At 60.7% G+C, this 19,473-nt stretch carries 16 protein-coding genes; 8 read left to right on the top strand and 8 right to left on the bottom strand.

The annotated features are described in order from the left end of the window. Positions 1-38 precede the first annotated feature (38 nt). Together rsmD and SIAM614_RS33540 are read right to left on the bottom strand one after the other, a co-directional pair. Positions 39-596: a 16S rRNA (guanine(966)-N(2))-methyltransferase RsmD gene (gene rsmD, locus SIAM614_RS14910; RefSeq protein ID WP_006935677.1), complete on the bottom strand. Its 558-nt coding sequence runs from the start codon at positions 594-596 to the stop codon at positions 39-41. Next, positions 593-2,041, bottom strand: a complete 1,449-nt coding sequence (locus SIAM614_RS33540; RefSeq protein WP_157139876.1) for a pseudouridine synthase — start codon at positions 2,039-2,041, stop codon at positions 593-595. Before SIAM614_RS33540 ends, rsmD begins: the two co-directional genes overlap by 4 nt. 213 nt (positions 2,042-2,254) lie before the next feature. Here SIAM614_RS33540 and SIAM614_RS14900 point away from each other — a divergent pair, with 213 nt between their 5' ends. Continuing rightward, positions 2,255-2,719 carry a nucleoside deaminase gene (locus tag SIAM614_RS14900; RefSeq protein ID WP_006935675.1) on the top strand — a complete coding sequence of 155 codons (465 nt, stop codon included), beginning with the start codon at positions 2,255-2,257 and terminating at the stop codon, positions 2,717-2,719. A gap of 219 nt (positions 2,720-2,938) precedes the next feature. Next, positions 2,939-4,123 carry a porin gene (locus SIAM614_RS14895; protein ID WP_006935674.1) on the top strand — a complete coding sequence of 395 codons (1,185 nt, stop codon included), beginning with the start codon at positions 2,939-2,941 and terminating at the stop codon, positions 4,121-4,123. A 189-nt stretch (positions 4,124-4,312) separates the two neighbouring features. Here the strand turns inward: SIAM614_RS14895 and SIAM614_RS14890 are convergent, their stop codons facing one another. Together SIAM614_RS14890 and mutL are read right to left on the bottom strand one after the other, a co-directional pair. Then, on the bottom strand, positions 4,313-5,185 hold the full coding sequence (locus SIAM614_RS14890) for an alpha/beta hydrolase (protein WP_208983998.1): 873 nt from the start codon (positions 5,183-5,185) through the stop codon (positions 4,313-4,315). A 63-nt stretch (positions 5,186-5,248) separates the two neighbouring features. Next, complete coding sequence (gene mutL, locus SIAM614_RS14885) at positions 5,249-7,141, bottom strand: DNA mismatch repair endonuclease MutL (RefSeq protein WP_006935672.1); 1,893 nt, start codon at positions 7,139-7,141, stop codon at positions 5,249-5,251. A 114-nt stretch (positions 7,142-7,255) separates the two neighbouring features. Here mutL and SIAM614_RS14880 point away from each other — a divergent pair, with 114 nt between their 5' ends. Beyond that, positions 7,256-8,131: a TIGR01459 family HAD-type hydrolase gene (locus tag SIAM614_RS14880; protein WP_006935671.1), complete on the top strand. Its 876-nt coding sequence runs from the start codon at positions 7,256-7,258 to the stop codon at positions 8,129-8,131. 28 nt (positions 8,132-8,159) lie between these two features. Here SIAM614_RS14880 and SIAM614_RS14875 read toward each other — a convergent pair whose 3' ends face one another. After that, entirely contained in the window at positions 8,160-8,732 is a 573-nt protein-coding gene (locus SIAM614_RS14875; RefSeq protein ID WP_157139874.1) for a TetR/AcrR family transcriptional regulator, read from the bottom strand. Positions 8,733-8,934: 202 nt separating this feature from the next. Here SIAM614_RS14875 and SIAM614_RS14870 point away from each other — a divergent pair, with 202 nt between their 5' ends. After that, complete coding sequence (locus SIAM614_RS14870; RefSeq protein WP_006935669.1) at positions 8,935-10,308, top strand: efflux RND transporter periplasmic adaptor subunit; 1,374 nt, start codon at positions 8,935-8,937, stop codon at positions 10,306-10,308. Next, a complete protein-coding gene (locus SIAM614_RS14865; RefSeq protein WP_006935668.1) occupies positions 10,305-13,430 on the top strand; it encodes an efflux RND transporter permease subunit in 3,126 nt (1,041 codons plus the stop codon). The genes SIAM614_RS14870 and SIAM614_RS14865 overlap by 4 nt, the downstream gene beginning before the upstream one ends. Positions 13,431-13,630: 200 nt before the next feature. Here the strand turns inward: SIAM614_RS14865 and SIAM614_RS14860 are convergent, their stop codons facing one another. Both SIAM614_RS14860 and SIAM614_RS14855 read right to left on the bottom strand, forming a co-directional pair. Continuing rightward, complete coding sequence (locus tag SIAM614_RS14860; RefSeq protein WP_006935667.1) at positions 13,631-14,296, bottom strand: protein phosphatase CheZ; 666 nt, start codon at positions 14,294-14,296, stop codon at positions 13,631-13,633. A 199-nt stretch (positions 14,297-14,495) separates the two neighbouring features. Beyond that, positions 14,496-14,879: a response regulator gene (locus tag SIAM614_RS14855; RefSeq protein WP_006935666.1), complete on the bottom strand. Its 384-nt coding sequence runs from the start codon at positions 14,877-14,879 to the stop codon at positions 14,496-14,498. 250 nt (positions 14,880-15,129) lie between these two features. Between SIAM614_RS14855 and SIAM614_RS14850 the strand changes: the two genes are divergently transcribed. The 3 genes from SIAM614_RS14850 to SIAM614_RS14840 all read left to right on the top strand — a co-directional run bounded on the left by SIAM614_RS14850 (position 15,130) and on the right by SIAM614_RS14840 (position 17,948). After that, the gene (locus SIAM614_RS14850; RefSeq protein WP_006935665.1) at positions 15,130-15,576 is read left to right on the top strand and encodes a MaoC family dehydratase; all 447 of its coding nucleotides are present in this window, start codon (positions 15,130-15,132) and stop codon (positions 15,574-15,576) included. Between the two features lie 192 nt (positions 15,577-15,768). After that, complete coding sequence (locus SIAM614_RS14845; RefSeq protein WP_006935664.1) at positions 15,769-16,767, top strand: bifunctional riboflavin kinase/FAD synthetase; 999 nt, start codon at positions 15,769-15,771, stop codon at positions 16,765-16,767. A 245-nt stretch (positions 16,768-17,012) separates the two neighbouring features. Then, on the top strand, positions 17,013-17,948 hold the full coding sequence (locus SIAM614_RS14840) for a DMT family transporter (protein ID WP_006935663.1): 936 nt from the start codon (positions 17,013-17,015) through the stop codon (positions 17,946-17,948). Here the strand turns inward: SIAM614_RS14840 and SIAM614_RS14835 are convergent. Next, the gene (locus tag SIAM614_RS14835) at positions 17,940-19,247 is read right to left on the bottom strand and encodes a glycosyltransferase family 87 protein (protein WP_006935660.1); all 1,308 of its coding nucleotides are present in this window, start codon (positions 19,245-19,247) and stop codon (positions 17,940-17,942) included. The genes SIAM614_RS14840 and SIAM614_RS14835 overlap by 9 nt on opposite strands. Positions 19,248-19,473: the final 226 nt, after the last annotated feature.

Below are 19,473 nucleotides of genomic sequence, written 5' to 3'. Positions count from 1 at the left end.
CTTCTGAGCGCATTCGGAACGGCTGAGGAAAAAAGTCCTCAGCCGGCAAACTTCAGAAAGAGAACCTGGCTGTCACCGGCCTGGCGGCGGTCGAGTTCCTCAAAGCCCTCTGGAACGTCAATCTGAGCCGACGCTCTTTCTTCCAGCACACACAGAGCACCCGGCTTGAGCCAGTTTCCCCCGGCAGCAGAAGCAAGGGCTTTTTCGCCCAGCTTCTTGTCGTAAGGCGGGTCGGCGAACACCAGATCGAAAGGCTCGATCGTGCCGGCACTGCCGAGCCGCGTGGCATCGCGCCGAAAGATCTTGGCAGCGCCATTGAGGCCAAGGGTTTCCATGTTCCGACGTATGATGCCGCGGGCTTCGGCCCCTTCTTCAATGAAGGTGCAGTGACGGGCGCCCCGGCTGATCGCCTCGAAGCCCAGCGCGCCGGTTCCGGCAAACAGGTCCAGCACGCGTGCGCCTTCAAGATCAACATCCAGGCCATGGGCCAGGATGTTGAAAATGGTTTCGCGCAAGCGGTCGCTGGTCGGACGGGTGTCGTGTGATTTCGGCGCGGCAAGGGCTGTGCCCTTGAAACGCCCGGCGACTATTCTCACGAACGATCCCCGCGACGCGGCGGACGTCCACCTTTCGGAGGCCCGCGCCGGTCGTCCTTGTCACGGCTGGAACGGCGTTCCTGCTGCTTGTCTTCCACCACGCCTTCCTCGCCCCAGATGCGGCGCGGCGGCGGCGTGAAACGCTCTTCACCGAAATCCTTGCGCGGTTTCGGTTCGGAGGTCAGGCGGAAACGGGAGCGCGGCGAGACTTTTACTTTTTCCTGGCGCGGCCCGGCATTCTTACGCGGCCCCTTGCCGGCTCCCTTCTTGCGTTCTTCACGCTGTTCGTTGCGTTCGTTCTTGGCTGCCCGCTTGCGGTCGGTCTCGCTACGGCCTTCGCGCGCCGTCATCCAGCGGCCCTGGCCGCCCTCGCGCTTGCCGCCGTCCCGGCCACCACCATCCCGGCCGCCACCATCCCGGTCACGGCCTTCGCGATTGCCTCCATCCCGGCTGCCGCCTCGCTTTGCGCCTGCGGGCTTCTTTTCAGCTTCCGGCTTGGGCGCATGAAAGATCGGAGCGTCGAAATCCGCACCGGCTTCCTCGGCGAGGGCATCACCCAACTGGTCCCGCAGAACGCGGCCACGGATTTCGCGGACGTCGCCTTCCGGCAGATCCATCAACTGGAACGGGCCGTAGGACAGACGGATCAGCCGGTTCACGGCAAGACCCAGATGCTCCAGGACGCGCTTGACCTCACGGTTCTTGCCTTCGCGCAGCCCCACCGTCATCCAGACGTTGTTGCCCTGCTCCTTGTCGAGCGTTGCCTCGATGGCGCCGTAGAGCACACCTTCGATCGCGATGCCGTCCTTCAGGGTGTCTAGATCCGGCTGGGTCACCTTGCCGAAGGCGCGCACGCGGTAGCGGCGCAACCAGCCGGTGGCAGGCAGTTCCAGAACGCGCGCCAGCCCGCCGTCGTTGGTCAGGAGCAGCAGGCCTTCGGTATTGATGTCGAGACGGCCCACGGTCAGGACGCGCGGCAGATCGTCGGGCAAGCGTTCGAACACGGTCGGACGGCCTTCCGGATCCTTGTTGGTGGTAACCAGACCGCGCGGCTTGTGATAGAGCCAGAGCCGTGTGCGTTCGCGCATCGGCAGCGGCTGGCCATCGACCACCACCTTGTCGTCGGGCGTGACCGTGACGGCGGGCGTGGTCAACAGCTTGCCATTGAGCTCAACCCGGCCGTTTTCGATCCAGACTTCCGCCTCGCGGCGGGAGCAAAGGCCGACGCGCGCCATCACCTTGGCAATGCGCTCGCCCCGGTCATTGGCTTCGGCTGCCAGCGGTGCAGTCGCCGGTTTCGGCGCCCGTTTTTCGAAGCCGCCCTTTTTGGGGCCGGCTTTCGATTTGTCGTTCGGTGCAGACCGGCGCTTTTCCGGTGCACGTTTGTCGCGTCCCCGGCCTTTTGCGGGGCCCGGGCGCTCGGAAGAGAATTTTCTTGTCGTCATGCGCGCGTCATAGCAGAGCTTGAGCCTTTCGGGAATCGCTTGTTTTCTGCATAAACCGCAGAGGCGCCGTGTTCCGGATGCATGGCAGAGCCATGCGACCCAGGCAAAGGCCATCGCCGGGGCTGACGGCAACGGCAATTGCAGGTAAACAGGACCAGCCGGACGGCCTTCAGATCAAGGCTGGCAGCACCCCTTCGCTCCAACACATCTTGCATGATGCCCACAGCTTTCTCCAATCAGACATCTTTCATGGATCTTGCGCTTGAAGAAGCCGTGAAGGCGGCGGATCGCGGGGAAGTGCCTGTCGGTGCCGTGCTGGTCCGCGGGGGAGACGTGATTGCCAGAGACGGCAATCGGACACTTGAGCTGAACGATCCGACCGCCCACGCGGAAGTTCTCGTGATCCGCTCCGCCTGTGCATTGGCCGGCTCCCAGCGCCTCCCCGACTGCGATCTTTATGTGACGCTCGAACCCTGCCCCATGTGTGCGGGCGCAATTTCCTTCGCACGGATCCGCCGGCTTTATTACGGCGCAGGCGATGAAAAGGGCGGAGCCGTCGATCACGGCACGCGGTTCTTTTGCCAGCCGACCTGCCATCATGCACCAGACGTTTATTCGGGCATCGGCGAAACGCGAGCGGGCGAGCTGCTCAAAACGTTCTTCCAGGCGAAACGCTAGGGCGTGGACCAATCCACCTCAAACCATTTCATCTTCATTTATGGGTCCACACCCTAGAGTGAATTCAGCGCAGATTGACGGGATTGTCCGTTGCCCAAAAGCAACAATGGCCGCCAAACATGCGCAAAGTCCGTATTCGTTACTTCGGGAAACTGAAAGTGTCTTCTAGGAACAGCATATTGTTCTCAGGGGCATTTCCGCACTTCATCGGAGTATCACATGACTCGAATTAAAGTTCTCGGGGCACTCGCCGGGCTCGTTGCAGCCGTAGGCCCGGCCCTATCCGCGGACCTGCCGGTGGCCCCGGAACCCGTCGACTACGTCCGGATCTGTGACGCCTATGGCGCACGCTTCTACTATATCCCCGGCACGGAAACGTGCTTGCGCGTCGGCAGCCGTGTCCGGACCGAGATCCGCGTCCGCAACTTCGGCAAAGCGGAAAATGCCTGGGGCGACCGGGACACCGACGGTTACCAGTGGCGCTCGCGCGGATATCTCTACCTTGATGCGCGCACCGCAACCGAATTCGGCACCCTGCGCGCCTATATCGAATCCTATGTCACGCTGACCAACGGCTCGAACGCAACCACCCTGGACAAGGCCTATATCCAGTGGGGCGGCCTTCTGGCTGGACACAACGGATCGAACTTCGACTTCTTCACCGGGTACGCCTTCAACGCCCAGATCGAAAGCTATTCCGACCGCAAGCTGAACCAGATCGCCTATACGATGGCCTTCGGCAACGGCTTCAATGCCACGGTGGCGCTGGAAGACCGGTCGGGCCGTGAACAGGCAATCGCAATCAACGGCACCAACCAGACCTATGGCGGCACCCGGGCACCCGACTTCATTGCGGCTCTCGGCGTCAACCAGGGCTGGGGCAAGGCGCAGATCATGGGTGCCCTGCACCAGGTTTATCCGAGCGCTGCCTACAACAGCCTTGCAGGCCGGACGGAAGATGAACTCGGCTGGGCTGCAGGCGCGGGCGTGACCGTCAACTTCGGCGGTTTTGCCAAGGGCGGCGCGGTCTCCCTGCAGGCGGTCTATACCGATGGCGCCAGCGGCTACGGGTCCACGGGCTGGAACAGCCGCATCACCGACGCGGTGTGGAACGGCACCAGCACCGAGACCACCAAGACGCTGAACATCTTCGGCGGTGTGACGCTCGGCGTGACCGACACCGTTCAGGTGAATGTCGAGGGCGGCTACCATGATGTCGACGGCGGCACCAGCGCCTATGACTTCACCCAGTGGGACGCGACCGCCAACGTGGTCTGGGAACCGGTCTCCGGCTTCCAGATGGGTCCGGAATTCCAGTATCGTGACATCGACTACAGCCGCACCTCCGGCCTGAACGACACTTACGAGCTCTACGGCACCTTCCGTCTGCAGCGCACGTTCTAACAGCCGGAAAGAGAGCAAGTCGCGTTTTATCGGAATCGCTTTTCGCTGCCTGAAATCAGAGATTTCAACGCCAAAAGCGATGCAGGATTTTTCCGGTTAAACGTGACACGCTCCAAAACAAACAAAACCCCGGAGCCTTGCCCGGGGTTTTCTGCTTTCAGAGCTTTGGCGCGACTGCATCAGGCGCGCTCATTCATGCCGCTTTGCCCAGGCAGAGAGAACGGTGTCCCACATGCCGTTTGACCACAGATTGCTGTGACCACCCCCTTCAACGATCACGAGCTGCTTGGGGGTCTTCGCGTATTCAAAAAGACGCCTGCCGTGCTCGACCGGAATGACCCGGTCTTCCGTCCCGTGCACAATCAGGACGGGGGCCGTGATCTTGTCGACGCGGTCCCGTGTCGGCATCGGATCCTTCATCAACAGGCCAACCGGCAACCAGGGATAGCGCTTGGCGGCCATGTCGATCAGGGCCGTATAGGGCGCTTCCAGCACAACGAGGTCCGTTTGCGGACGCTCTGCGGCCACAGCCGCCGCAATACCCGAGCCAAGGCTTTCCCCATGGACGACGACCGGTGTTCCTGTCGCCGCCAGCCGATCGAAATGTTCCAGACCGTCCGAAATCAGCGCGTCTTCCGACGGACTGCCCTGACTTCCGGCATATCCCCGGTAACTGGGTGCATAAAGACCAAAGCCACTGTCCAGAATCTGTTTGAACCGCTTCCAGCGCGCCGACACATTGGCCGAGTTGCCGTGAAAATAGAGCACCGTGGGAGCACCGCGGGCCGCGGGTTCCGCGCGCCAGACAGTCACCTTCGTGCCGTCGGACATTGGCACCGCTTCGACAGTAACACCCGCCAGCCCCTTTTCCTCCGGCGTGCTTAGCTCACCGGTTGGAATGAAGATGAAACTGCGCTGATTGAAATACATATAACCGGCAGCCACGGCGTAGGCGATGCCGACAATGACGGACACCCGCAACAGGGCTTTCCAGAAGGCACGCCCTGACCTACCGGTCCTGGTTCCCACCTCTTCCGCACTGCCGGAGCCGGTTTGCGTCATGTGACTGTCTCCCATCGCTCCGATGTCTACGATCCGCAACGAGAGGCCGATCAGATTGCCGGGTTATTTGCGGCCGAACAGCTTTTCGATATCGCCGAGTTTCAGCTCCACCCAGGTTGGCCGGCCGTGATTGCACTGTCCGGAAAGCGGGGTCGCTTCCATGTCGCGCAAGAGCGCATCCATTTCTTCCGGACGCATGCGCCTGCCTGCACGCACCGAACCGTGGCAGGCCATCGTGGCGGCAACATGGTCCAGCTTTTCCTTCAGGCCTTCGGCCGTGTCCCATTCGGCAAGTTCGTCGGCCAGGTTCCGGACCATGCCCTGGATGTCCATGTCACCCAGGATCGCCGGTGTTTCGCGCACGGCGATGGCTCCGGGACCGAAGGCCTCCAGCGACAGGCCGACCTTTTCAAGATCTTCCGCGCGATCTGCGAGCCGGATGGCATCTTCTTCCGGCAGTTCAACGATCTCGGGGATCAGCAGGATCTGGCGGGCAACATCCTTCCTGGCCAGCGCTTCCTTCAGGCGTTCGTAGACGAGCCGCTCATGCGCCGCATGCTGATCGACGATGACGACACCGTCCTCGGTCTGGGCGATGATATAGGTCTCGTGAACCTGCGCGCGGGCGGCCCCCAGCGGCAGGCGGGTCTTTTCCGTCTCGACCGGAACGTCATTCGCGCGGGCATCTGCTGAAGGCCTGGCAAAGTCGGCAAAACCGTTCTGCCGTTCGAAGGCCGGCTGCGGGGCTTCGGCAAAACCTGTTGCCGGCGTGCTTTCCATTTGAAGCGGACTGAAAGCATCCGGTGCCCAATGCGGTGCGGCGGATGTGCGCGTGTAGGAGCCGCCGCCATAGCCGCCGGAACCTGCCGGGGCAGACGGCGTGGGACCTGGCTGCGCAAAACCGGCCGACTGAGCCCTGATGGCATCCAGTGCAACGGCCGCATTGGAGGTCGATGACCGGTGGCCCGACTGGACCAGTGCGTGCTTGATGGCACCGACCAGAAGCCCGCGCACAAGCTGGCTGTCCCTGAAACGCACATCGGCCTTTGCCGGATGCACGTTGACATCCACCAACGTCGGATCGAGATCGATGAACAGAACCACGACCGGATGCCGGTCGCGGGCAAGGACGTCCGCATAGGCACCGCGCAAACCGGACAGCAGCAGCTTGTCCTTCACCGGGCGGCCGTTGACGAAGAAGAACTGGTTCTGCGCATTGCCGCGGTGGTGTGTCGGCAAGCCTGCAAAACCGGTGAGACGCACCCCTTCGCGGGCAGCGTCAATCTCCATGGCATTGTCGACGAAATCCTGACCAAGGATCTGCGCGATCCGCGCCAGATGCGGCTCGCTGCCACGCGCGGCGGGCCAGCTCTGGGACTGCCGGTCGGCGCCGCCGAGGGAAAAGCCGATCTCCGGATAGGCAAGCGCGATCCGCTTGACGATTTCGGTGATGGCGGCCGCTTCCGCGCGGTCGGATTTCAGGAATTTCAACCGGGCGGGTGTCGCGAAGAAGAGATCGCGCACCTCGACCTGAGTGCCTTTGGTGCGGGCCGCCGGCACGAGCGGCTGTTCCCGCCCGCCTTCGACGGCGATCGCCCAGGCATGGTCCTCGTCCTTGTGGCGGGTCTGGATCGCCAGCCGGGCAACGGAACCAATGGACGGCAGCGCTTCACCGCGAAAGCCGAGTGTGCGGATATCGAACAGGTCGTCGTCGGAAATCTTGGAAGTGCAGTGACGGCGGATGGCAAGCTGCAGATCCTCCCGGCGCATGCCTTCGCCATCGTCGGCAACGCGCATGAGGGTCTTGCCGCCGGCGGCGGTGACGATCTCGACCTGTTTCGCCCCGGCATCTACAGCGTTTTCAATCAACTCCTTGATGACGCTGGCGGGGCGTTCGATCACCTCGCCGGCTGCGATCTGGTTGATCACCTGTTCGCCAAGTTGCCTGACCTTCATGAAACTCCCTCTACTCGGTTTCGCACTGCGCCATGTTCCTATATGGTCCGCGCCGAGTTTGCGTCGATTCTTGAGCAAAGCTTATCAGACCTACCCAGATCCGAGTGACCCGCCATGACAGTTTCTGCACCGCTTCTTGTTGAGGGGCTCCGCACCCTCGCCCCGTCCTACAAGGGCATCCTGTGTGACGTGTGGGGCGTGCTGCACAACGGTGTATCTGCTTTTGAAGGCGCGCACAAAGCCCTCAAGGCCTTCCGCGAGGAAGCCGGCGGCAAGGTGGTCCTGATCACCAATGCGCCACGCCCGGCCAAGCAGGTCGGCGAGATGCTGGCCGGTCTCGGCGTGCCGGACGGCACCTATGACGACATCGTCACCTCCGGCGACGTGACCCGTGACGTTCTGGTGGCTCAGGGCAAGAAGACCCTGCTGCATATCGGCCCGAACCGGGACCAGCCGCTGTATCACGGACTTGAAGCCACCTTCACGACGAATGACGAGGAAGCGGAAGGCATCAGTTGCACAGGGCTGGTAAACGATGAAGTCGAAACCCCGGACGATTACCGCGAGCGGCTGCAGAAACTGGCCGAACGCGGCCTGCCGATGATCTGCGCCAATCCCGACATCGTTGTGGAACGCGGCGATCGCCTGATCTGGTGCGCCGGTGCGCTGGCACGCCTTTATGAGGATCTGGGCGGCCAGGTGTCCATTCTCGGCAAGCCGCATGCGCCGATCTATGATGCGGCGATGGAGCGTCTTGCGAAGCTCGCAGGTGAAGACATTGCCAAGGAAGACGTTCTGGCCATTGGCGACGGCCTGCCGACCGACATCCGCGGCGCGGTGTCTCAGGATCTCGACGTCCTGTTCATCACGGCCGGCATTCATGCCTCCGACTTCGGCCCGAGCGACGCACCGGACGAGCATCTGATCCGCCGCCGCCTTGCCGAAGAAGGTCTGCGCGCACGCGCCGCCCTGCCCCGCCTCTGGTGGTAACCAGACGCAATCTTTCTGCCAGGCAAGCTTAGCTGCCGGTATTCGGGCCATGCCCCTGCAAATAGGTCTGGACGTATTTTTCCACGTCCAGGCCTTCGTGGCCGGTGCCCAGGCCCATCTCCTTCATGAAGCCCATGACGGCCAGCGGCGCGATGAGCGCAACGGCGAAGCTGACCGGATCGCCCGGCTTGAGCCCTCCGTTGCTCTGATGCTGGGCCAGCGTGCGGGCAACACCCTGCAGGTTCCTCAAAAGGAAGGGCGTCACCGTTCGCAGTTCAGGATGCTGGGGCACCTGCGCAAACAGCGTCAGGGCCAGCCCGCTGTGCTTGCGGTATGTCTCCAGATACTTGCGCACGATTTCCAGAAGATCGGCCTTTACGTCTTCCCCCGGCAACATCTTGCCGAAGGACACGTCGGAGAGCGTGTCGCCAATGGCAGCCTCGATCAAACCTGCCTTCGACCCGAAACGGCGAAACAGAGTGACTTCGTTCACCCCTGCCCTGTCCGCTATTTCCCTGGTCGTGGTTCCGCTGAATCCGCGCTCACAAAACAGCTCGATGGTTGCGGAATAGATTTCTGAAACATCTACATTTCTAGGCACTTGGCCGCCAAACGCGCCGGGCGCGTCCTCAATTTTCCGGAAGGCATTCCGTCGCACCTAACGCCAAACAATCTGCAAATGCAAGCAATGACTTGCAATAAAATTGAACCATGACTATTTGCAAGTTCAGACTTGCATTAAAAGGAATGTCGCCGCTGGAGGATTGCCTCTGTCGTGCGAACACTTTGCTAGGAGAGCTGCCGTGTCGCTGTTGCGAAAAGCCCTGATCCTTCCTCCCTTGATCGCCGGTGTGGCGGTGCTGGTCTATGCGGTCAGCGGGCGAGAGGCACCCAAGCGCACCGACATCGGCGAAACGGCAACGCTCGTGCGTGTGGTCACGGTCGAGCCCCAGGACCTCGTGCCGCGCGTGACCGGTTACGGTACGGTCGATCCGGCCCATACGCTTGATGCCATCGCGCAGGTGTCCGGCCGGGTCACCTTCATCAACCCGGATTTCAAGCGCGGTGAATTTATCCCTGAAGGTGAAATTCTGGTGACGCTGGCACCGGAAGACTACGAGCTGGAAATTGCCGAGGCCGAGAGCGACATCGCCAGCGCCGAGGTGGACATAGAAGAGCTGGCTGTTACCCTGGACACACAGAAACAATCCCTGGCAATTGCGAAATCGGTCCTCGACCTGGAACAGCGTGAGCTGGCCCGGCTGAAAACGCTCCAGGAGCGCAAGGTCGCCTCCGACCAGCTGGTTGAAAACCAGGAAGGCACCGTGCTTCAGCAGAAGTCGCAGGTTCAGGACCTGGAAAACGAAATTGCGCTCAATCCGGTGAAGCGCAAGGCACTGGAACAGGTGAAGGCCAAGAATGAGGTTCGTCTGGAAACGGCAAAACTGAACCTTGCCCGCACCACGATCCGGGTCCCATTTGATGCCAGGGTCTCTAAGGTCAATGTCGAGATCGACCAGTATGTCGGTGCCGGAAGTTCCATTGGCGAACTCGACGGCATCGACGCGGCCGACATCGACGTTCAGATCAGCCCCGGCAACATGGCCGGATTTGCCAATCTGGCCTTTCCCGGACAACTGGAAACGGAAGAAGGTGTCATCCGGGCACGGCATTCGCTGGACCGGTTGAAGGCCAAGGTCAGGGTTGGCTCTGTCGGAGAGACCGCGGTCTGGGATGCGCACGTCAAGCGGGTCAGCGACACAGTTGATCCGGACACCCGCTCCATCGGACTGATCGTCAGCGTGGACAAGCCCTATGACACCATCCGGCCCGGCATCAAACCGCCGCTGGTCAAAGGCATGTTTACCGAGGTTGAACTGTCCGCACCGCCGGTGGCAGATCAGATCGTGTTGCCCCGCAACGCGGTCCACGGCGGCAGGATCATGACTGTCTCGTCCGACAGCCGACTGGTCTCGGTGCCGGTCGCGATCGCCTTCCGCTTTGAAGACATCGTCGTTCTTGAAACAGCTCTGCCTGCAGGAACCAGGGTCATTGTCAGCGACGTGTCTCCGGTGATCGAAGGCATGCTGCTGAAGCCGGTTGAGGACGAAGCCGTAAAAGCAGGCCTGAAGCGAATGGCAGGCACGGATGCGGTTAAAAGCGAGGACCGGCAATGATCCGCTACTTCGCACAGCACCCCACCGCCGCCAATCTGTTGATGGCCGGCTTCATCATTCTCGGCCTGCTGAACCTGCCGGGCCTTCTGCTTGAAACCTTTCCGCAGATCCCGATAAAGCGGATCACCGTGACAGTCGCCTATCCCGGCGCGACTTCCGCCGATGTCGAACGCACCGTCTGCCGCAGGATCGAGGATGCGCTCGACGGGATCGAGAACATCGACGAACTGAAATGCGATTCCCGGGAAAACCTTGCACTTGCGACCATCAAGATCATGGAAGGCAAGGACATCGACCAGCTGATGCTGGATATCGACCGGGAGATCAATGCGATCGACGATTTTCCCGAAGGCGTTGAAGACCCGGTCATTGAGGAAGCGGGCCGCCTGAGCGAGGCAACCTCTGTCGTCATCACCGGAATCGACGACAAGCCGCAGCTGAAGAACTACGCCGAAGCGGTGAAGGACCGCATGCTTAAGTTCGGTGGCATACCCCAGGTCGAGATTTCCGGCTTTTCTGACCGGCAGTTCCGTATCGAGGTGCGTGACGCCGCCGCGCGCGAAGTTGGGCTCACCCTTTCGGAAATCGCAAATACCCTGACCAGGCAGAATATCAGCGCCCCCTCAGGCGAGATCTCCACCGAGGGCGGATCGATCCTGCTGCGTTTTGCCGACGAACGCCTTGCCGCGGATGCCTATGCCTCGGTGATTGTCGCTTCTTCCCCGCAAGGCGGCCAGATCAAGCTGGGCGACATTGCCACGATCACCGATCTCTTCGAGGACGAAGAAGTCGAGACCAGGCTCAACGGCAGACTGGCCGCCGTTCTCGACATCTCAATGACCCGCAGCGACGACCTGATCAAGGTGGTGGAGCGGGTGCAGGAATTCGTCGGCGAGGAACAGGCCCGTACCGCGCCTGGCATCACCCTGACCATCATCAACGACGGTTCGATCATCCTGAAGGACCGTCTGTGGATGTTGGTCAACAATTCTCTCCAGGGTCTGGCTCTTGTCGTTGCGGCCATGTGGATCTTCTTCGGCGGGCGGCAGGCATTCTGGATCGGCATGGGCCTGCCCGTGTCCTTTCTGGGCGCCCTTGCTGCCATGTCCATTCTGGGCCTGACGATCAACATGCTGTCGATGGTGGCCATGCTGATCGTGGTCGGGATCATGATGGACGATGCCATCGTGATTTCCGAAAACATCGCGACACGGCGGCAAAAGGGGCTTGGTCCCCTGGAGGCCGCCGTGGAGGGAACGCGGCAGGTCGCCCCAGGCGTTCTATCGTCGTTTGTCACGACCGCAGCCATTTTCGGTGCGCTTGCCTTTATCGAGGGCGACCTGGGTGACCTGTTGCGCGTTATCCCAATCGTCATGCTGCTGGTTCTGGCCGTTTCCCTTGTGGAAGCCTTTCTGATCCTGCCCAACCACCTGTCCCATGGCGCTACGCATGACACTCCGAACTGGGTAACCCGCAAGGCCGAGAGCGGTGTCGGTTGGGCGCGAGAGCATGTGATCGGCCCCTGCGCGACATGGTCGGTGCGGAACCGCTATTTTGTCATCGGTGTCTGCTTCATGCTGTTTCTCGCCTCGGTCTCGCTGCTGGCCGGTGGCGCGGTGAAATTCCAGGCTTTTCCGAACGTCGAGGGCGATCAGATCGAAGCGCGGATCGAATTGCCGGCCAGCGCGGCGCTCGCCGACACCCGCAAGGTGGTGGCGGAGACCGTCAGTGCACTGGAACGCATGGATACGGCGCTGTCGCCGCGCAATCCGGACGGGGCGTCTCTCCTCAAGAACGTTCTGGTGCGGTTCAACGAAAACAGCGATGCCGGCACCAGCGGCGCGCATCTGGCGACCATCGATATCGATTTGCTGGATGGGCCCCTGCGTGACGCAGGCAACCAGGAGATCCTGAAAATCTGGCGCCAGGAATTGCCCGAGACGCTCGACGTCCGGCGCATCATCCTCACCGAATCCAGCATCGGGCCGGCGGGACGCGCCATCGAATTGCGTCTGGCCCATAACGACCTGCAAGTCCTTGACCGGGCTTCGGAAGACCTGCAGGCCTGGCTCAACGGTTATGACGGCGTCTACAACATTTCCGATGATCTCAGCCTCGGCAAACCGGAACTGGCCCTGTCCCTCAAGGACGGTGCCGGGGCTGTCGGGCTTGATGCAAAGGCAATCGCAGACCAGTTGAAAGGGGCCTACAACGGCATTACCGCCGATGAGGTTCAAGTCGGCTCCGAAAGCTTCGAAGTCGATGTCCGTCTTGCAGGCAGTGACCGCAACAGCCTCGGCGATTTCGAACTCTTCACCGTGGAAACCCCTTCGGGCCACCGTGTCCCGCTCAGCTCCGTCGCCGATATCCGGTCCGACCGCAGCTACACGCGGATCAACCGCATCGACCGGGTGCCGACCGTGACGGTGACTGGCGACGTTCTTCTCGGCGTTGCCAATGCCAACGAAGTCGTCAAGGACACGGAAACTAGGTTCCTGCCGCAACTGTTGGAAAAATATCCCGGGTTGAGCACCTCGACCGAGGGGCAGAATGCGGAAGGCGCCAAGACACAGGCCTCCATGGTCAAGGCGCTCGGCACCGGCCTGATCTTCGTGTTCATCCTGCTGAGTTTCCAGTTCCGCAGCTACAGCGAGCCGATCGTCGTAATGACCTTGATCCCCATGGCATTGATCGGCGCGGTCTGGGGGCACTTCCTGATGGGGATCGACTTTGCGATGCCCAGCATGCTGGGCTTCATTTCGCTCGCCGGGATCGTGGTCAACGATTCGATCCTACTGGTCCAGTTCATCAAGGACGAGCACGACCCGTCACTGGAAAGCGTTGCCGAGATCGCTCCCCTGGGCGCCAAGGCAAGATTCCGTGCGATCCTGCTGACGTCGGTCACCACCATCGTCGGTCTGCTGCCGCTGCTGTTCGAAACAAGTCCCCAGGCACAGGTGCTGATCCCGCTGGTGACTTCGATCTCCTTCGGGCTGATCGGCACGACGCTCATGATCGTGTTCGTGGTTCCCGCGTTCTACACTATCCTGGACGATTTCGACCTGACCTCGCTCGCCCGGGAACGCAAGGCGCATCGGGAGAACCTGGCGGCCGCCGAATAGATGCCCCTCTCCGACTTCGTCCTTGCGGGGCTTGCCCCAGCAATCCAAGCCGTCGCCTTGTCTCGCGCAAAGCCCATCCAACTGGAGACGAAGCGGCATGGATCCCATGGTCAAGCCACGGGATGGCGACGGAGAGAATGTTCAAAACCAAAAAGGGCCCTCCGATGGAGAGCCCTTCGAAATCTTTTCTTCAGTCCGGATCAGTCGAACAGCTTGTCGATATCCGCCTGGGCACCGCCCAGAAGGGCATCGATATCGTCCTGGGAGACGCCTTCGCCGGAATGCTGCGGACCATGGAGGATCAGCTCGCGCTTGCGGCGCTCCGATTCGGTTTCGACCAGGGCCGCATCCAGATCTTCGGGAATGCGCAGTTGCTCGATGAACGAGGTGACGCGCTCGTCGATGTAGCGGAGCGTTTCGACGACCTTGGAAATTCTCTGGCCGGTAATATCCTGGAAGGTGCAGGCTTCGAAGATGCTGATCATCTTGTTGCTGACCAGTTCCTGATAGGCATCGTGGTCGCTGGCATCAGCTCCCATGATCTCTTCAGCCGTTTCCATGATGGTGTTGGTGGCGGCTTCCGTCGCTTCCACGATGGCATCCAGTTCCCGTCCGGCGTCCGGGATCTTGCTGCCTGTCATGTCATTGGCACGCAATTGGGAGATTTCCTCCTTCATGCGACGGATTTCCTTGGCAATAGCAGTCAGTTCCTCAGTGACGGCCGGTTGGACCGTCGACAGGAAATCATGCATTGAACCTGACATGACCTCTGCAAGATGCATCACGTCCGTCAGGGAAACTTCGCCTTGCCTGCTCTTGTTTTCCTGAAGGAAGTCTATGACTCGGGCAATGTTTTCTTGTTTCATACTAGCCACTAGGTCGAGCCTTTCCATTTGAAAGCATCCTCCGAAGCGCAGATCCGAAATGCTCTGGAACCGCTATTACTTTTCGGGTGCACCAAATCAGACCCGGCCTGCCTGCCCAGCAAGACCGCGCCGATCATGTGCATCCGTCTGGCACTGGCGGAGGTGTGCCGCAGGGCTGGCCTCCGCCAAGTGCAAGAAATTAGTCGGAGAAGACCGCCTCGATCTTGCCTTTCAATGTCTGAGCATTGAAGGGCTTCACGATGTAGTTGTTCACGCCGGCTTTCTTGGCGGCGATGACGTTTTCCGTCTTGGATTCAGCGGTCACCATGATGAAGGGCGTCTTGCTGAGGCTGCCGTCGGCACGAACCTGCTTCAGCAGCTCGTAACCGGTCATCGGCTCCATGTTCCAGTCGGAAATCACCAGGCCATAGCGGCGCTGTTTCATTTTTTCCAAAGCTTCGGTGCCGTCCGCAGCATCGTCGATGTCTTCGAAACCAAGTTGCTTGAGCAGGTTCCGAATGATGCGAATCATCGTTTTGTAGTCATCGACCACGAGGACCGGCATCTGAAGATCAAGGGCCATTGTCTACTCCATACTGTCAATTTGCGCGGCCCCTGGCCGTGGGCCGGTGGAAACGCGTTATGACTTCGAAGGAGAGCGACACATTATTGTGTCCTCACCTCCCCACACTCCACGCAATCTACCGGCCGCCCCTGAAAAGACCGTTAATAGCAGACGTTTTTTTCTTCGCCCAAAGCACAATTGCCAGAAAACCTTGCACCCCCTAGCGTCCGCCTACTGCAAATCAAGACAAATCAGGGCGGGAATCGTAATGTTGGAACTGCAAAAACTCTGCTTCGAAGATCTTTCGGTGGGTATGAGTGAAGAACTTGTAAAGCATGTTAGTTCTTCTGATGTAGTCGGCTTTGCGGAAGTATCCGGCGATCGGAACCCTATACACCTGTCTGAACACTTCGCCGCCCGCACGCCTTTCAAGACGAGAATCGCCCATGGCCTTTATACGGCCAGCCTGATTTCGGCCGTGCTCGGAACCCGGCTGCCCGGCCCCGGCGCCATCTATCTGTCGCAGACACTCAATTTCAAGGCCCCGGTCAGGATCGGCGACGACGTCAAGGTGACGGTCACCGTCGAGGAACTGATGGAGCGCGGGAATCGGGCCCGGTTGTCGTGCATTTGCAGCGTCGACGGCACCGTGGTTCTGGAGGGGGAAGCGCTGGTGAAGGTTCCCGGCCGGGACGAGGATCAATCGGGTCTCTGACGGACTGAGCCCGCAAGGGCCAGGGTGTGGACCTGGCCTTCAGCATATCCCCATCTTGACCTTTGCTTTGCTTGACGGCAGGTTCCACGCCAAAGTTGGCGGGACCTCACCGGGGATCTTGCCGGCGTGTTCCTGCAAACGGGCCGACGCTTCGCTCCGTTCTGCCGTCATCCTTGCGCGAAGGTTTGCCGCATGAGCTCCAAAGATCCTTCCGGCTTTCCGGTCATCGAAAGTCTGGATGCCTTTCCGGCAGACCTGAAAGGCGGCATCGTGGCCATTGGCAACTTCGATGGCGTTCACAGGGGGCACCGCGCCGTCTTGGATGCGGCTCTCGGCCTAGGTCACGGGACACATCATCCAGTCTATGCGATGAGCTTCGAACCGCACCCGCGGACGGTCTTCAATCCGTCCAAACCCGTCTTCCGTCTGACACCACCGCAGCAGAAACTCGACTTGTTGCGCCTGTGCGGGCTCGACGGCGCGCTCATCCTGCCGTTCACCAAGGCGTTTGCGGGCATCGAGGCCAATGCCTTCGTTCAGGATATCCTGATCGATACGCTCGGCATCTCCCATGCGGTCACCGGATATGACTTCCACTTCGGTCGCGCCAGGCAAGGCACGCCGGACTATCTGCGGTCAGCCGGGGCCAATCACGGTTTCGGCGTGACAATCGTGCAGCAGCAGGAAGATGAAGGCGCCGAGGTCATTTCCTCCACTCGGATCCGCGAAAGCCTGTCGCGGGGGGATATTGCCCAGGCAAACGGGCTTTTGGGTTACCGCTGGTTCTTCGATGCGGACGTGCGCCATGGCGACAAGCGGGGCCGTGATCTCGGCTATCCGACAGCCAATATGAGCCTTTCCGAGGCCTGCCCGTTGAAGCAGGGCATCTATGCCGTCAAGGTCCGTGTCGAGGGCACCTGGCACGATGGCGTTGCCAGTTACGGACGCCGCCCGACCTTCGACAATGGCGCAGCCCTGTTTGAAGTGTTCCTGTTCGATTTCACGGGAGATCTCTACGGCAAGACGCTGCGTGTCCACCTGGTGTCCTACCTGCGCGGTGAGGAAAAGTTCGATACGGTCGAGGCCTTGATCGCCCAGATGGACAGGGACAGCGAAGAAGCCCGCGCCGCACTGGGGTCGTTGCAACCCCTTTCCGAACTCGACATGAAGCTGCTCGACCTTTCTGCCTGAGCTGCCGGCAAATATTTTCCCGTTTCTGACGGTTCGCCCGTTTCCCGGCTTGCCCCGGAAGGCGTTCGACTTCACAAGGAAGACAGATCGGAAATCAATCCTGCGGCAAACGACGCAGGAGTCTTTATCCAGCCTTTTCCTGTTGCCGGTCCATGTCCAGGGCGGCCGCCCGATCGCCGGATAGGCAGCGATATCCCTGTTTGCGCGGTTTTCAGCAGTGAAGACGCTCCGGAGGTTGCAGCACGATGAAGCGTCAGTCCAGTTCCTCACAGGCCGGGGATGTCGAGCAGAACCCGCTGACAGCAATTTTTCTGATGACCTCGGCCATGCTGCTGCTGCCGGTCATGGACATTACCGCCAAATATCTGTCGGCGGAGCTTCCGCCGATTGAAGTCACCTTCGGCCGTTTTTTCTTTCAGCTTCTGATCAGCCTTGGCATTGCACTGGTCACTGGCCGTCTCATGCATCTGAAGGGCAAGCAGCCGGTCGTGAATTACCTGCGCGGTATCCTGCTGGGCACGGCATCACTCTGTTTCTTCACCGCAGTGAAGTACATGTCGGTGGCGACCGCGATCTCGATCTTCTTTGTAGAGCCGATGGTCCTCACCATCCTGGCGGCGGTGCTCTTGAAGGAACAGGTCGGCCCGCGCCGGATTGGCGCCATTCTTGTCGGTCTGTTGGGCGCCATCATCGTGCTGCGGCCGACACTGGCCGAAATCGGCATCGTCAGCCTGCTGCCGGTGGCAACCGCAGTTCTGTTTTCCTTCTACCTGCTGCTCAACAGGCTTTATCCCGTTCGCGACGATCTGCTGACGATCCAGTTCAGCGCCGGCCTGTCCGGCTCGCTGCTGCTCGGCGTCGGGCTTTTGATCGGGTATCTGACCGGGATCGAAGGCATGGAATTCGTCATGCCGGATGCACCCCAGACCGGCCTGCTGGCCTTGATCGGCCTGATTTCCTTTGCGGGCCACGGGCTCGTCGTTTCCGCGTTTCAGCGCGGCAATGCCAGTCTGCTGGCGCCACTGCAATATATCGAAATCGTCAGCGCGACCCTGTTCGGCTATCTGGTGTTTTCCAATTTCCCGGACGGGCCGACCTGGCTCGGGATTGCCCTTATCATCATGAGCGGGCTTTACATCACCCACCGGGAGCGCAAGCTGAGGCAGATGGCCTCAAAGTGAACCGGCAACCGCGCCGTCAAGGCGGCTGCGTTCCGCGCCAGTGGCAACCGATTGCAACCTGCGTAGACCCAGCCAGACAAGCATCACCGGCAAGAGGGGCGCAATCGGCAGGCCCAGCCAGATCGCAAACGGGCTGGTGGATGCCGACAGGGCGATGACAATGAAGAGCGCGATTTTCTCATAGGGAAGAAAACCGTTTCTGAGCCCCTCGCGGATCAGGAAAGCGCAGGGAATGATGATCAGCGTCAGGTCGTAGGAAAGGGCAAAAGGCGTGAGCAGCAAGGTGCCGCCGACGAGAACCGGGGCCCGCACCGCCATAGCCTCCGTCCGGCGCCAGACCCGCCACACGCAGGCGGCAGCGGCAAGGGCAAAGGCGGTCTGAAACATCATCGCCGGAAGATGACCGAGCCCGAGCACCCTGCCCGCGCCATAGACCGAGATCATCTTGACCCATTCCACGCCGCCCAGTTCCATCATGGCGGAGGCCACCGGTGCCTGCACCCAGAAGGCCTGCCAGACGCCAAAGCCGAGCACCGCGACGCTGAGAGCCGCGAACACCAGCGTTGTAACGGATGCGCTGAGGAACGTGCGCCAGTTGAAACTGGCGATCAGGGCCAGCGGAATCAGAATGCCCAATTGTGGCTTGATGGTCAGCAGTCCCAGCGCAACACCGGCCCAGACCATTTGCCGCCGCTCGATCCCGACAAGAAAGAACCCGTAAAGCGCAGCGGTAAGGGCCGCGTTTTGCCCGTGAAAGGCATTGTTGGCGCAGGCCGGAATGAGGATCAGACAGGCAGCCAGCAGCCAATTGCCTGCAATCAAGCGGCAAGCCAGGCACAACAGGCCCGTGGTGATCCCGATAAAGGCGGCAAACGCGATCTTGTAGGGCAGAAGTGCAAATGACATCTGCAGCATCTGGAAGGTCGGCGGATAGAAGAAGCCGAAGACAGTATCCGACCCGGTGACCTGCTGCTGGAGCGCGGAAAAGGCTGCGGGGCTGTAAGCCACCTCCGGCGTGCCGTTGAGGGCCTGGCCACCTGCGAGCCAGAAGCTCAGGTAATCCATCAGCAACGTGCCGTTGGGGGCACCGAAACTGTTGGGCAGAACCAGCATCCAGAGGAGACAAAGCGTAAACCCGATTGCCGAACACAGGCACGCAAAGCCGATCCTGTCCCAGCTCAGCCAGTCGCCGGTCACGACACCGCGGGACCAGAGGCTTGCCTGCGCTCCCGCTTCCGGCGATCCCATCGCCACCTGTTCCGCTTCATTGGTCATCTTGCCGGTCTGTCCGTCGCTCACCCGTCCCAATCCGGGCCTATCCATGGCGCAAAGACATTCATATTCGGTTACCCGACGCCGATTTCAGAACGTCCTGCGGCAGGAGCACAGACAAACAACACAGGATTTGCCGGAACATCTTTATTCATCGCCGAAGTGCTGCTATGTCCCTTGCCATGCAACACAAGGCTCTCATAGTCGTCGCCAGACCGACGACCGCGATTACGCGAATTACTTGCCCGGCCTT

Source organism: Roseibium aggregatum IAM 12614 (assembly GCF_000168975.1).
Taxonomy (GTDB): Bacteria; Pseudomonadota; Alphaproteobacteria; order Rhizobiales; family Stappiaceae; genus Roseibium; species Roseibium aggregatum.
This window is presented reverse-complemented; position numbering and strand designations above follow the sequence as displayed.